The sequence below is a fragment of the Streptomyces sp. CRN 30 genome, assembly GCF_034105845.1.
In genome coordinates this window covers 1-13,770 of sequence record NZ_JAVRHI010000017.1, presented here as the reverse complement: position 1 = coordinate 13,770, position 13,770 = coordinate 1, and the positions used below count along the sequence as shown (strand labels likewise).

General features: G+C 73.7%; 8 protein-coding genes and 1 pseudogene. 5 read left to right on the top strand and 4 right to left on the bottom strand.

What is annotated here, in order from left to right; translation table 11 throughout:
- Nucleotides 1-96 precede the first annotated feature (96 nt).
- The gene (locus UW392_RS02015; protein WP_320773075.1) at nucleotides 97-1,521 is read right to left on the bottom strand and encodes an MFS transporter; all 1,425 of its coding nucleotides are present in this window, start codon (nucleotides 1,519-1,521) and stop codon (nucleotides 97-99) included.
- 762 nt (nucleotides 1,522-2,283) lie between these two features.
- Between UW392_RS02015 and UW392_RS02010 the strand changes: the two genes are divergently transcribed.
- Complete coding sequence (locus tag UW392_RS02010; RefSeq protein ID WP_320773074.1) at nucleotides 2,284-4,371, top strand: asparagine synthase-related protein; 2,088 nt, start codon at nucleotides 2,284-2,286, stop codon at nucleotides 4,369-4,371.
- Between the two features lie 31 nt (nucleotides 4,372-4,402).
- Here UW392_RS02010 and UW392_RS02005 read toward each other — a convergent pair.
- Nucleotides 4,403-5,839, bottom strand: a pseudogene (locus UW392_RS02005) (sigma-70 family RNA polymerase sigma factor); the annotation flags it as partial.
- 268 nt (nucleotides 5,840-6,107) lie between these two features.
- Nucleotides 6,108-6,863: a helix-turn-helix domain-containing protein gene (locus UW392_RS02000; RefSeq protein WP_320773073.1), complete on the bottom strand. Its 756-nt coding sequence runs from the start codon at nucleotides 6,861-6,863 to the stop codon at nucleotides 6,108-6,110.
- Nucleotides 6,864-7,240: 377 nt separating this feature from the next.
- On the opposite strand from UW392_RS02000, the gene UW392_RS01995 reads away from it, so the two are divergent.
- From UW392_RS01995 to UW392_RS01985, 3 genes are all read left to right on the top strand, one after another.
- Entirely contained in the window at nucleotides 7,241-8,608 is a 1,368-nt protein-coding gene (locus UW392_RS01995) for an NAD(P)/FAD-dependent oxidoreductase (protein ID WP_320773072.1), read from the top strand.
- Nucleotides 8,609-8,740: 132 nt separating this feature from the next.
- The gene (locus tag UW392_RS01990; RefSeq protein WP_320773071.1) at nucleotides 8,741-10,402 is read left to right on the top strand and encodes a SpoIIE family protein phosphatase; all 1,662 of its coding nucleotides are present in this window, start codon (nucleotides 8,741-8,743) and stop codon (nucleotides 10,400-10,402) included.
- Between the two features lie 117 nt (nucleotides 10,403-10,519).
- Nucleotides 10,520-11,332, top strand: coding sequence for a class I SAM-dependent methyltransferase (locus UW392_RS01985; protein ID WP_320773070.1), 813 nt, complete (start codon nucleotides 10,520-10,522; stop codon nucleotides 11,330-11,332).
- 39 nt (nucleotides 11,333-11,371) lie between these two features.
- On the opposite strand, the gene UW392_RS01980 is transcribed toward UW392_RS01985, so the two are convergent.
- Complete coding sequence (locus tag UW392_RS01980; RefSeq protein ID WP_320773098.1) at nucleotides 11,372-12,646, bottom strand: MFS transporter; 1,275 nt, start codon at nucleotides 12,644-12,646, stop codon at nucleotides 11,372-11,374.
- Nucleotides 12,647-12,776: 130 nt separating this feature from the next.
- Between UW392_RS01980 and UW392_RS01975 the strand changes: the two genes are divergently transcribed.
- The gene (locus UW392_RS01975; RefSeq protein WP_320773069.1) at nucleotides 12,777-13,325 is read left to right on the top strand and encodes a MarR family transcriptional regulator; all 549 of its coding nucleotides are present in this window, start codon (nucleotides 12,777-12,779) and stop codon (nucleotides 13,323-13,325) included.
- Nucleotides 13,326-13,770 lie beyond the last annotated feature (445 nt).

Below are 13,770 nucleotides of genomic sequence, written 5' to 3'. Positions count from 1 at the left end.
CACTGCGCCACTGACAACGCCCTCAAACCCGGCGGAGGTCAGGGAGGGGAGCGGCGGGGCGACGGGTGGGGAGGGCCGGGCCGGAGCGGGAAGGTGTCAGGCCGGAGCCACCAGCAGCGGCCGTGCGCGCTCCCGCAGCTCCACCACGCGCGGTTCGTCGCCGTACGGCTCCAGCCTGTGGAGGAGGTCCTTGACGTACTCGGTGGTCCGGGCCGACGAGATGCGTCCGGCGACCTCGACCGCCCGGACGCCCTGCTCGCAGGCCGCGTCCAGGTTGCCCGACTCCAGTTCGGCGACCGCCGAGACGACCAGGCGCAGGCCGTGGGAGCGGACGTACTCCTCCGTGGGCCGGGACAGGGCCTGCTCGGTGAAGCGGCGGACCTGGCGGGGCGCCTTGAGGTCGCGGTAGCACTCCGCGGCGTCGGCCGCGAAGCGGTCGTAGGAGTAGAAGCCGAGCCAGGACGGGTCCTGGTCGCCGTCGCGGGCCCGCTCCAGCCAGCCCTCGGCCGCCTTCAGCGCCGCGCCGGCCGCCTGGGCGTCGCTCGCGCGCGCGTGGGCACGTGCCTCGACGAGGCGGAAGAAACTCATGGTGCGGGCGGTGGCCAGGCCTCTGTTGCGTTCCAGGGCGGCCTGGGCGAGGTCGACGCCCTCGTCGCCGAAGCCGCGGTAGGTGGCCTGGAGCGACATCGATGCCAGGACGTAGCCCCCGAGGGGCACGTCGGCGGCCGCGCGCGCGAGGCGCAGGGCCTGGATGTAGTAGCGCTGGGCGGCCTCCTGCTGACCCGTGTCAAAAGCCATCCAGCCTGCGAGGCGGGTGAGTTCCGCGGACGCTCCGAACAGGGCCCGGCCCACCTCGTCGGAGTACGAGCCGAGCAGCAGCGGCGCCGCCTCCACCCGCAGGCACTCCGGGACCATGGACGAACGCCAGTCGCCCCCGCCGTACTTGGAGTCCCAGCGCCGGGCGTCCTCCGCGGCCTCGCGGAGCTTCTGCACATCGCTGTGGCCGACTTTCAGCGGTGCGCCGGAGCCCTCGGCGGGACCGGCGTCGCGAGCCACCGAACTGTCGGCCGGGGTTATCAGCCACCGCGAGGCGGGCGTTGCGTATGCGCTTACTGCGAACGATCCGGCCAATGACTGCCAGATGCCACCGGAGCCGGCCCGGCGCCCCGCGAGGTCGAGCCGGTAGAGCTCCGTCGCCGACTTCACCGCCTGGCCGACGTCTCTGGGGAAGGCGAGGCCCACTTCGGGCGCGGGATCCGCGTCCGCCAGGCCGATCTCGTGGAGCGGCACCGGGCGGCCGAGCTTCTGGCCGATCGCGGCGGCGATGAGGTGCGGCGCGGCACCCTGGGGGACCATGCCCTTCGAGACCCAGCGCGCCACCGATGTCTTGTCGTAGCGCAGGGTCAGGCCGCGCTGTGCTCCGAGGTCGTTGACGCGCCGCGCGAGTCCGGCGTTGCTGATTCCCGCGAGGGCGAGAACGGCGCCGAGTTTCTCGTTCGGCCCGCGTTGCTCCCTGGACATGCGCCACCCCTCGACACAGACGGCTGCCGCGGCGGCATACGCACGCGGCATTCGTAAACCCAGCGTAGTTCGCCGCATCCCAAGCGTTAAGGGGCGTATTTCCGGATGGCGGGATTGTGGTCCGCACGCGAGTACGGACGGTTGCGACGTGCTCCCGTTGTGTGGCCGTGCGCCCGTCCGTGCGACCTTCTCCGGCCACCGCGGTGGCGCTTCGATGGGACCTGCGTGGGTCGGCCCGCTGCACTGGATCCAGTGGGCTGGGGGACACCGCCGCCTCCATCCCCGCGGGCGGCGGACCGGTCCGGGAGGCGAAGTCCGCCTCCCGGGCTGCGCGTCGGCCGCACGGTGCGCAGGGCCTGTACGGAGAGTGTGCAAGCCGCGTAGATCGCACGGGATTTGGCCGAAAATCGACGGCGTCCCATGACGGTGATCAATGCTCTCACCACGGCTCTTGGAGGCGCGTTCGGCGTTCTGGGGGAGCGTATCGGGGGCGCATTCAGGTCGTGGCGGTGGGGTCGCCTCCCGGCGGCGGCACCGTGACGGCCTCTGCGCGCATGGGCGTATCGCCTTCGCGCGCGGGTGCTCCGGAGCGGTGCGTACGGCCCCGGCCGAGCGCGTCGCGGGCGCGCGGCAGGTGTGCCGCGGGGCGCACTCAGAGGTGTGCAAGCCGTCGTACAGGCCCCTCCGCACGCTTTCTTCGTGGCAGCATGGTGCCCGGTTCATACGGTGCAACTCGGTTGTCCACAGCCCGTGGAGGCGGCGATGCGGTGGTTGGTGGGGTGGAGCAGTACCGCCGCTGAGGCACCCGTCATCGGTTCCGCCGGTGCCACCGGCCCGGACGGCGGGACCGTGCACCCCGTGGGCTCCCAGCTCCTCTGGGGCGACCCCGACCCGCTGTGGGCCGTCGGCGACTGGCGCCCCGACGAGGTGCGCGTCGTCCAGGCCGACGAACGGACCAGGATCGCGGTCCTCGGCACCTGCGGCGCCAGCGACGAACAGCTCCGGGTGGCCCTCTTCGCCGCCCGCGGAGGGGCACTTCGCCACCTCACCGCCTGGCCCGGCAGCTACACGGCCGTCGTGCAGGTCGGGCGCCGGGTGACGGTCTGCGGCGATCTCGCGGGCGCCCGCCCCGTCTTCTACACGCCCTGGGCGGGCGGCACGGCCTACGCGACCGCCGCGCTGCCGCTCGCCGACCTCATCGAGGCGAACCTCGACTGGGGGCACCTGGCGGCGCTGCTCGCCACGCCCGACGTCCCGGCCGCCCTGCACGACTCGACCCCCTACGAGGGGGTGCGCCGCATCCCGCCGGGGCACGCGCTGATCCTGCGGGCCGGGGCGCGGGAGATCGCCGGGTACGAGCCGGTCGCGTCCCTCGCGGTCGCGGCGCCCTCCGCCGACCCGGCGAGCGCGGTGGACGGGGTCCGGGACGCCCTCGTGGAGGCCGTACGCACCCGGCTGTCCGCCCCCCGCCACGTGCCCGGCGCGGACATCGACCCCGGACCGGTCCCCGGCATGGGGCCGGCCGAGCGGCGGGCGGCCCGGGGCATGCCGGTGCCGGGCATCGGCGCCGACCTCTCGGGCGGTCCGGCCTCGGGCACGCTGGCGCTGCTCGCGGCGGGCCTGCCGGGCGCCCCCGGCACCGTCCTCGGCCACGGCACGGGCGCGGGCGAGCGCCTGCGCGCCGTCACCTTCAACGACCTGGCCGTCCAGGGCCGCGAGGCCGAACTGGAGCGGGCGGGCACCCTCGCGGCCAACCCCCGCCTGCACCACGTGGTGGTCGCGGGAGGCGAGGAGGTGCTGCCGTACGCCGACCTGGAGGGCCCGCTGACGGACGAGCCGGGCCCCTCGCTGGTGACGGCGGCCCGGCACCGCGCGCGGCTCGCCTCCGGCAGCGCGGACCACTTCACGGGGTACGGGGCCCGGCAGGTCCTGGACGCCCACCCGGCCCGGCTCGCGGACCTGTTGATGGACCGCAAGCGGCGCCACCTGGTCCGTCCCGTCGCCGCGCTGGCCAGGGCGGACGGCTCCGTCATGGTCCCCGCGCGCGTGTACGCGGCGGCCCGGAAGCTGGCGCGCACCCCCTACCGGACCGGGGTCGAGAGCCTCGCCGACCGCCTCCTCGCCAAGCGCTTCGAGGAACCGGGCGGCGCGGTCGGTGCCTCCCTGGCCGCGCTGGCCTGGGCCAGACCCGGCCCCGCGGCCCGCTGGCTGACCGGCGAGGCGCTCGCTGAAGTATCGGTTCGTCTGAACGCGGCGTCCGCGCGCCCCGGGGTGGGCCCCGGCCAGCGCCCGGGTGACTTCCGCGCGCGTGCGGCGCTCGCCCGGCACGCGGCCGACCTCCGCGTCCTGGAGCAGGCCGCGGAGGTCCGTTTCCAGCGTCTGCACGCCCCGTTCCTCGACAACCAGGTCGTACGGGCCTGCCGCACCCTGCCGGAGGCCCTCCGCGTCAAACCCGGCGCCCGCGCCGCCGTCCTCCGTACGGTCCTGGAGGGCGCCGGGGTCGGGGAACTGCCGCCCGGCTGGGGCGCCCCCTCCCACGCCTCCTCGGCCGCCGCCGTCCGCACCGGGCTGCGGGTGGCGGTGGACGACCTGATGGGGCTCTTCGACTCGCCGCTGCTCGCGGAGGCGGGCCTGGTGGAGGCCCGGGTGGTCCGCAAGGCCCTCCGCGGGGCGGTCCAGGGCGAGCCCCTGCCCCTGGACGGCTTCGCGGACCTGGTCTCCCTGGAACTCTGGCTCGGCCGCCTCCTGGCCCGTCGCGGCACCTGCTGGACGGGCACACCGGCACGGCAGCGGGCGGTGCCGGCGGGCGTCATGCCGCAGGGCAAGGCGCTGGGAGCGGGCAGGAGGTAGGACGGCCCGGTCGTCAGCGGACGGACGACCGCACCCAACCGCTCACGGTGAGGCGCACCCGTGCGAGTGCCGGGAGGGCGGCCGCGGGTGCGGAAGTGTGCGCGTGCGCCCGGGGCGAAGTCCGGGGCCGGGACGGAGCCGGTGCGGGCGCGGGGGCCGGGGCGCCCGTGCTGACCGGTGAGGGGGGCGGGACGGCGCGCGGGAACGCCGTCGAGGGAGCGGGCGCCGGTATCGGTGACGGTACGGCAGCCGGTACGGCGGTGACCGTACCGGCCGGATCCGGCGGGGCAGTGGGCGGTCCGGCCACCGGGGCGTCGGGTGCGGGGCTCCCCTCGCGCGGCGAGACCCACGGCCGGGGCTCCGAGGGGGGTTCGACGGTCCGCGGGGGATGGGGCTCGGCCGCCCGGTCCCCGGCACCGTCGTCGCCGGTCAGTACGAGCGCCACGGCCGCCGCCGCCAGCACGGCGGCGCCCACCACGACACCGGCCTTCACCGGCGCGCCGAGCGCCTCGGGCGCCGCCGCCCCGCCGCCCGCGCCCACCCCGCCCGCTGCCGAACCGCCGACGGCCGCGGCGGTTCCCGCGGCACCCGCGCCCGCGGCCCCGGTCGCGCCCGCACCGCCGGGGACGAGACCGGCCGCCTTGGCGTAGCCCGCCGCCCCGAACCAGCCGATGACCGCGACCGGTACGACGGCGGGGACACCGCTCGCTGCCTCCTTGATCTGGGCGGCGGCCAGCCGGCACTCGGCGCACTCCGCCAGGTGCGCGCGCAGGCCGCGCTCGGCCCGGGTGCGCAGTGCGCCGCGGGCGTACGCGCCGAGCCGGTCGGCATGGCGCGCGCACTCGGCGGAGTTGGCCGCGAGCGCGGCACTCACGTGTGCCTGGAGGTACGCCCGTCTGAGCCCCTCGCGCGCACGGCTGGCGAGCACCCGCGTGCCGTTGGCGTCGAGCCCGAACAGGGCGGCCACCTGGCTCGGCGGTTCGTCCTCGACCTCGGTGTGCCAGAGCACGGCCTGCCAGCGCTCCGGCAGCGACCGGAACGCCTGCATGGCCATCGACCGCTCGGCCTTCCGCATCGCCCGGACGTCCGCGCCGAGACCGAGGGTGCCGTCGCCGCACACCTCGGTGCTCCGCGCGGCCTGCGCGGCGAACTCCGCGAAGTCGTCGACCAGGTGCTCCCGCCGGGCGGACGCCGACCAGGCCGCGGCGACCCGCCGGACCGTGGTGAGCAGATAGGCGCGTACGGCGTGCTCGGGGCCGCTGCCGCGGCGTACCGCCTGGAGCATGCGGGCGAAGACCTCGGCCGTGAGGTCGTCCGCGGTGTGCGTGTCCCGGCAGCAGGTGAGCGCGTACCGGCGTACGGCCTCCGCGTGGCGCCGGTACAGCTCCTCGTACGCCGTGTCGTCGCCCGCGCGCATCCGGCCGATCAGTCCGGCGTCGGACGGCGGTTCCCGCCGGTCCGTGCTCATCGCGGACAACCTCCGCCACCTGCGCACTCAGTCCCTGACACCGGGTCAGAGTGTCATATGGGCCTTTCTTCAGCCCCTGGTAGGACGGGGTACCACTCGTCCGAGTGGTTCTCACGATCTTGATGGTTGACCGTCCCCCGTACGGGGAAAAGTGGGCGGGCTTCTCAACCCCGGCCCCTTCACGGCTCGGGGGCGGATGCCGGCACCGGCACCCGCCCCCGAGCGGAGGTCCCCGGCCCACCGCGGCGGGCCGGGGTTCCTCGAACCATCACGCCGGCCGCGACCGCAGGCCCTCCAGCAGGATGTCCAGCAACCGCGCGGAGGCCGCCGCCTGCTGGGCGGCGTCCGGCAGCGAGGGCGCCGCCGTGGCGATCACCAGCAGCACGTCCGCCACGGTGACGTCCGTCCGCAGTTCACCCGCGGCCCGCGCCCGCTCCACGAGCTGGCCCACGACCTCCAGCAGGGCCGTCGCGCCGGCGTCGTCGTCCGGGGACTCGTCCCCCTGCACCAGCCGCATCTCCGCCGCCGGGCCCGACCGCTGCTGCGGCACGCGTGCCTCGTCCGTGGCGACGACCGCCTCGGACTCCTCCCCGGCGACCCTGACGCGCAGCACCTGCGGCGGCAGCAGCCGCCCGGCGCCCGAGGCCACCGACGTCCGCAGGAAGCGCGAGAGCGCCGACCACGGCTCGTCCTCGTGTCCGAGCGCGGTCCGCGCCTGGTCGGTCAGCCGGGAGGTCTCCTCCTCCGCTATCCGCCGGACCAGGACGTCCTTGCTCGGGAAGCGCCGGTACACCGTGCCGACGCCCACGCGCGCGCGTCGCGCCACGTCCTCCATGGGAGCGCCGTACCCCAGCTCACCGAAGACCTCGCGGGCAGCGCGCAGTACGTGCTCCAGGTTGCGCTGTGCGTCCACGCGCAGCGGGGTCGTCCGTGCCCCGTCCCCGCGCGCGTTGTTCCCCGCCGTGCCGACCCCGCCGGAGGCGACGGCCGACGCGGAGGACCAATGAGAGTCCTGTATGTGCATACGTGTTCCCCCGGTAATGACGTCTCCCCCCGGAGACTCTCCCCGCCATTGGAAGCCGGAGCGTCGGGAACGAGCAGTGTCCCTGAGCGGGTCCGCCGTTCGCGACCCGTGGAGCGCGTCCCCCACCACCCCGTCGACACGAACATAGTTGAGGGAGAGTCAATTCAGAAGGGGCAGGTTCCGCACAGAGCGCCCCCTGATTGGAGTACGGGCCGGAAACGCCTGTATTGCGCCCCCATGAGCCCTTGCACCCACGCACTCTGACCTGCGTGTTCTCCTCGCACTCCGGTGATTCGGCCAACCCTGTGCGGACGCCGCGCCCGGTCATACAAATTGTCGGGCCTGTGGACAAACGCCAGCGTCGGGTGCGTCATGGGATGGTGAAGGAACGCGTGCGCATCCTCATCGTCGGCGGCGGCTACGTCGGGCTGTACACCGCCCTGCGCCTCCAGCGGAGTCTGAGACGGGAACTCGGGAGCGGCACGGCCGAGATCGTGGTCGTCTCGCCCGATCCGTACATGACGTACCAGCCCTTCCTTCCCGAGGCCGCCGCGGGCTCCCTCTCGCCCCGGCACGTCGTCGTACCGCTGCGCCGGGTCCTGGACCGGTGCAGGATCGTCGTCGGCGAGGTCACGTCCATCGACCACGCCGCCCGCACCGCCACGCTCACCACCCTCGCCACCGAGGACGAGGGCGCCGGCGCGGAGGAGCTCCCGTACGACGAACTCGTCCTCGCCCCCGGTTCGGTCTCGCGCACCCTGCCGATCCCCGGCCTCGCCGACCACGGCATCGGCTTCAAGACGGTCGAGGAGGCCATCGGGCTGCGCAACCACGTCATCGAACAGATGGACATCGCCTCCTCCACCCGTGACCCCGGTATCCGCGACGCGGCCCTGACCTTCGTCTTCGTGGGCGGCGGCTACGCCGGCGTGGAGGCGCTCGCGGAGCTGGAGGACATGGCCCGCTACGCCGCGCGGTACTACCACAACCTCGAGCCCGCGGACATGAAGTGGATCCTCGTCGAGGCCACCGGCCGCATCCTGCCCGAGGTCGGCGAGGAGATGGGCCGCTACGCGGTCACCGAACTGCGCCGCCGCAACATCGACGTACGCCTCGACACCCGGCTGGAATCGTGCGCCGACCGGGTCGCCGTCCTCAGCGACGGCGCCCGCTTCCGCACCCGTACGGTGGTCTGGACGGCCGGCGTGAAGCCGCACCCGGTCCTCGCCGCGGCCGGCCTGCCGCTCACCGAGCGCGGACGTCTGAAGTGCACCGCGGAACTGACCGTGGACGGCGCCGAGCACGCGTGGGGCGCGGGCGACGCGGCCGCCGTCCCGGACGTCACCGCGGAGGAGCCCGGCCGGGAGTGCGCGCCCAACGCCCAGCACGCCGTGCGCCAGGCCAGGGTCCTGGGCGACAACATCGTCCACGCCCTGCGCGGCGAGCCGCTGGACACGTACCGGCACAAGTACGTCGGCTCGGTCGCCTCCCTGGGACTGCACAAGGGCGTCGCACACGTCTACGGGCGCAAGCTGAAGGGCTACCCTGCGTGGTTCATGCACCGCCTCTACCACCTGAGCCGGGTTCCCACCTTCAACCGCAAGGCCCGCGTGCTCGCCGAATGGACCCTGGCGGGGCTCTTCAAACGGGAGATCGTCTCCCTGGGTTCACTCGAACATCCCCGTGCGGAGTTCGAACTCGCTGCCGGTGGAAAGTTTCCTCAGGACCCGAAGGGGTCGTCCTGACCGTTTCCAGGAACTCCGGCGACCGGGCCGGCGTCTGACGGATGTCGGCCCGGTCGGCCGGACCGCAGGACCGGTCCACGACTTCGGGCGGGCCGACGGTTCCCCCTACGAATCCCACGAGGCATCCCCCAAGTGAACTTCACGCGCTGGAGCGCCCGGCTCCCCGGAACGCAGCGCCGCGCCGCAGCGCGGACCGAACTGGCGGTCGCCCCGGACCGGCGGGGGGAGGGCTCCGTGCCCGCGGCCCGCGCCGAGCGGCCGGCCGACGAGGTCCGGTGCGCCCCCGCCGTCGACGAACTGCCCACCCGCGACGTCCTCGACCGCATCCCGGCCCTCGTCGCCCTCGTGCAGGGCCCCGAGCACCGCATCGCCTACGTCAACGACGCCTATGTGGCGGCCTTCGGCGCCCGGCGGATCGGTGAGCCCGCGCGCGAGGCGCTGCCCGAGTTGGAGGAGCTCGGTCTGCTGCCGCTGCTGGACCAGGTACTGCGCAGCGCCAAACCGCGGACCGTCAAGTCCCGCAGGACGGCGGGCGGCCGTTCGTACACCTTCACCTGCACCCCCGTGGACATCTCGGCCACGACCGCGGAGGGGGCCGGCGGCGGGGTGCTCGTCTTCGCCGCCGACGTCACCGACCACGCCGAGGCCGCCGAGCGGCTGCGCGCCAGCGAACGCCGCCAGCGCGAGACCGCGGTGACCCTCCAGCGCTCCCTGCTGCCCCAGGAGCTGGAACAACCCGACGACCTGCGCATCGCCGCCGTCTACCACCCGGGCGGCACGGAGGCCGCGGTCGGCGGCGACTGGTACGACGTCATCACCCTCGGCGGCGGACGCACCGCACTCGTCATCGGCGACGTCATGGGCCGCGGGGTGCGGGCGGCCGCCGTCATGGGCCAGCTGCGCACCGCGGTACGCGCCTACGCCCGCCTCGACCTGCCGCCGCACGAGGTGCTGCAGCTCCTTGACGGGCTCGCCACGGAGATCGACCCCAACCAGATCGCCACCTGCGTGTACGCCGTGCACGATCCCAACGAGGGCCGGCTGATGTACGCCTCCGCCGGCCACCTCCCGATCCTCGTACGCGACGAGAACGGCACCGTCCTGCGCACCGACGAGCCCACCGGACCGCCGCTCGGCACCGGCGGCTGGATGCACTCCTCGGGCTCGGTACCCCTCGGGCCGGGCTCCACGGCCGTCCTCTACACCGACGGGCTGGTCGAGCGCCGGGACGCCGACCTGGACGAGGGCATCGCCTCCGTGCAGGAGGCGCTCGCGGGTGCCACGGGCACGCCCGCGGTGGTCTGCGACCGGCTGGTGCGCTCGGCGGGCGTCACGGCCGACCACGACGACGACGTCGCCGTCCTCGTCCTCCAGCACCCGGCCCGCACCGGCTCCGACAGCGAGCTCTTCCGCAACGCCGCCCTGGAACTGCTCGGCGGGGTCGAGGCGGCCCCCCGCGCGCGTGCCTTCGCCTCCGGTGTCCTGACCAGCTGGCGCTTCCCGCCGGACCTGCACGACCTCGGCGTCCTGGCCGCCAGCGAACTGGTCGCCAACTCGCTCCAGCACGGCACCCCGCCGATGCGGCTGCGCCTGCGCCGCACCGACCGCCGGCTGATCGTCGAGGTCACGGACGGCGACGACCACCTCCCGCGGCGCCGCCACGCCGAACCGGCCGACGAGTCGGGACGGGGCATCGCCATCGTCGCGACCATCGCCTCCAGCTGGGGCAGCCGCCGCGCACCGGGCGGCGGCAAGGCGGTGTGGTGCGAGTTCGCGCTGCCACGCACCACGTAGCGCGTCCCCGCGGAGGTGCCGGAGCGTGCGGGGACGGCTCGGACACGGCTCGGGGACCGGCCCGGATTTCCGCGCGGTACCTGTTCGACCCGGCCGTGCGGTGCTAGTAGCTGATCCATGACAGACGAAACGGGTTTCCAGCTCCAGGGAAGCGCTCCCGAGCGCTACGAGCAGTTCGCCGCACCGATCATGGCGCCGTTCATCGAGGCCGTGCTGGACACCGTCGACCTGTTCCCCGGTGCCCAGGTGCTCGACCTCGCCTGCGGCACCGGCTTCGTGGCCCGTGCCGCGGCCGCCCGGGTCGGACCGACGGGCCATGTCGTCGCCGTAGACATCAACGAGGGCATGCTGCGCATGGCCGCCGCCCGGGCACCCCGCATGTACCCCGACATCGAGTTCGCCCAGGCGCCCGCCGACTCCCTCCCGTTCGAGGAGGCCACCTTCGACGTGGTCGTCTGCCAGCAGGGCGCGCAGTTCTTCCCCGACCTGGACGCGGCCCTCAAGGAGGTGGCCCGCGTCCTGCGTCCCGGCGGGCGGGTCGCCCTGACCACCTGGGCGCCGAAGGAGCGCAGCCCGTACTTCGACGCCCAGTCCCGGGTGATCGAGGAGTACGGCACCGCCGAGGAGACCGACGCCTACAGGCAGGCCTTCTCGTGCACCGCGGACCGGCTGGCCGCCGCCTTCACCGCGGCCGGCCTGCACGACGGCACCGTCCACCTGGTCCACCGCAACGTCGTCACACCGCCCCTGGACGACTGGGTGCCGGGGCAGATGTCCGCGATTCCCTGGACGCGGTCGCTGATGGAGGCGGGTCCGGGGGCCATGGCCCGTGCCTCGGGGGCGCTGTGCGAGCTCCTGGCCGGCCACCGGGCTCCGGACGGTACGGCGACCCTCCCGTTCACCACGCTCCTGGCGACGGCGACCCGCTGACCGGCCGGCGGCTGGGAGGGACGGGTGCCGTCCCGCCTCTCAGGCGTGCGAGGGCGCCGGCTCCGCCGGGGCACCCCCCTGCGCCACCACCCGGCTCTGCGCCGCCGACGGCTGGTTCTGGAGGGGTGTGAGCTGCCGCCCCAGCCGTACGGCCAGCACGGTGACCGCCAGCGAGAACAGCAGGAACGTCACGATGTACGGCGCGTGCAGCGAGGCCCCCATCGGACCGCCCACCGCAGGACCCACGGCCAGTGCCAACTGCTTCACCAGGGCGAAGGCGGAGTTGTACTGGCCGGCCATGCCCTCCGGCGCCAGATCGGCCACCAGGGGCGCCAGGGTCGGCGACAGCAGGGCCTCGCCGAGTCCGAACAGCGCGTACGTCGACACGAAGGCGGCCGTCGCCATGGCCTGGCTGCCGTGCCCGAGCCCCGCGTACCCGGCGATGGCCCAGGCGACGGCCCAGATCAGCCCCACGGAGGCGATCACCCGCGACCGCTTCCGCCGCTCGACGAACCGCAGCACGGCGAACTGCGCGACCACGATCATCGCCGTGTTCGCGGCGAGCGCCGTACCGAGCGTGGACGTGGAGATCCCGGCGGCCTCCGTGCCGTAGGCGCTGAGCCCCGACTCGAACTGGCCGTAGCAGGCGAAGAACAGCACGAACCCGAGCACGCACAGCTGCACCATGGCCCGGTTGCCCAGCAGCTGCTTCCAGGAGGCCTTCGCCGACTCCACCGGGACGCCCGCCGCCTTCGGTGCCCGCGGCAGCCGAGCGGTCAGCATGATGACCACCAGCAGCAGGAACATCGCCGCCTCGATGGAGAACAGCAGCGTGAAGGATCCCGCGCGCGTGGTGTCGACGAGGTGTCCCCCGATGAGCCCGCCGACACCGAGTCCGAGGTTCTGCAGGAAGAACTGCATGGCGAACGCCCGCGACCGGGTCTCGGCGGTCGAACAGTCGACGATCATCGTCGCGAGGGCCGGCTGCATCACGGCCTGCCCGGCCCCGAGCACGGCCGCAGAGACCAGCACCGTCCCCGCACCGGCCGCGAACCCGAGGCTCAGCGCGCCGACCGCGGCGGTCACCAGGGCGGCGAGCAGCACCGGCAGCGGCCCGCGCCGGACGATGGCCCGCCCGGCGAACGGCAGCACCACGAGCGCGGCCACGGCGAAGACGGCGAGCACCAGGCCCGCCGTCACGGCACCGAGATCCCGCACCTGCGCCACATAGACGTACAGGTACGGGACGGTGAAGCCGAGGCCGAACGCGCTGAGCGCGTTGCCCACGTGAATACGGCGCATCGCCGCGCCCATCGCCCTGGTCACGTTCACCTGCCTTAGGTCTGTAGGGGTTACCCCTGAAGACTTCGATCCTAAAGTTCGAAGCTAAACTGTACACACCGAAGGACTTCAATGCCAAGCATGGGCGTGCCATACTGCGGCCATGGCCGACACCCCTGACGCCGGCGAACCGACACTCGAAGAGCAGATCGCCGCCTACCAGCGCGAGTTCCGGGACCTCGACCCGCAGGTCGAGAAGATCGTCTCGGCTCTGTCCCGCCTCAACCGCCGCATGAACGTCGCGTACGGACGCCAGACCGCGGACCTCGGCATCAGTAACGCCGAGTTCGAGGTCCTCAAGGCCCTCGTCCTCTCGGGCGCCCCCTACCGCCTGGGTCCGAGCGACCTCGCCAAGCGGCTGGGGCTGACCCCGGCCGCCATGACCCACCGCATCGACCGGATGGTCACGGAGGGACTGGTCACCCGGGAGCGCGACGAGTCCAACCGCGTCCGCGTCATCGTCGAGCTGACCACCGAGGGCCGCGAGAAGTGGCTGGAGGCCATGCGCCTCGCGTCGGTCTTCGAGGAGGACCTCCTCCAGGACCTGGCCCCGGCGGAGCGCACGGCCCTGGGGGAGGTCCTCACCCGGCTCCTGCGCCGAGTGGAGCACGCCCAGCCGGACGCGGGCGGCCGGCTCACCGACCTGGAGTAGTGGGGGACGGGGCACGGGCCCACAGGTCAGGACCCAAGTGCCCGACGTTTGGCGGCGGATCGCGCTGGGGAGGCTTGACAGTCCACCCCGCGGCCCGTACAGTTCTTCGGGTTGCCACGGAGCCGTAACGGTTCTGCGGGTAACAACTCAGCCGCATCAGCGGCACCTCAAATCACCAGCACCACTTCCCTTCGGGGTTCCTTTCGGCATGCTCCGCGTGTCCGAATTGAATTGCCGTCGGGGAATCGGCGACTCCGATCCACGCGATTGGGAATCGCCGGCGGAATCCGCTAAGGTTTGAGACGTCGGAACGGCCCAACGGCCGGGAAGGCAGCCCACTCTGACTGGGAATCAGGCCCGAAAGGATCTGATAGAGTCGGAACCGCCGGAAAGGGAAACGCGGAAGCGGGAACCTGGAAAGCACCGAGGAAATCGGATCGGAAAG

Excerpts from the sequence above, each read along its gene's own strand:
- UW392_RS01995 (WP_320773072.1), top strand. The coding sequence starts at position 7,241 with ATGGTGAAGGAACGCGTGCGCATCCTCATCGTCGGCGGCGGCTACGTC.
- UW392_RS01975 (WP_320773069.1), top strand. The coding sequence starts at position 12,777 with ATGGCCGACACCCCTGACGCCGGCGAACCGACACTCGAAGAGCAGATC.
- UW392_RS01985 (WP_320773070.1), top strand. The coding sequence starts at position 10,520 with ATGACAGACGAAACGGGTTTCCAGCTCCAGGGAAGCGCTCCCGAGCGC.
- UW392_RS02015 (WP_320773075.1), bottom strand. The coding sequence starts at position 1,521 with ATGTCCAGGGAGCAACGCGGGCCGAACGAGAAACTCGGCGCCGTTCTC.
- UW392_RS02010 (WP_320773074.1), top strand. The coding sequence starts at position 2,284 with ATGCGGTGGTTGGTGGGGTGGAGCAGTACCGCCGCTGAGGCACCCGTC.
- UW392_RS01980 (WP_320773098.1), bottom strand. The coding sequence starts at position 12,646 with ATGGGCGCGGCGATGCGCCGTATTCACGTGGGCAACGCGCTCAGCGCG.
- UW392_RS02000 (WP_320773073.1), bottom strand. The coding sequence starts at position 6,863 with ATGCACATACAGGACTCTCATTGGTCCTCCGCGTCGGCCGTCGCCTCC.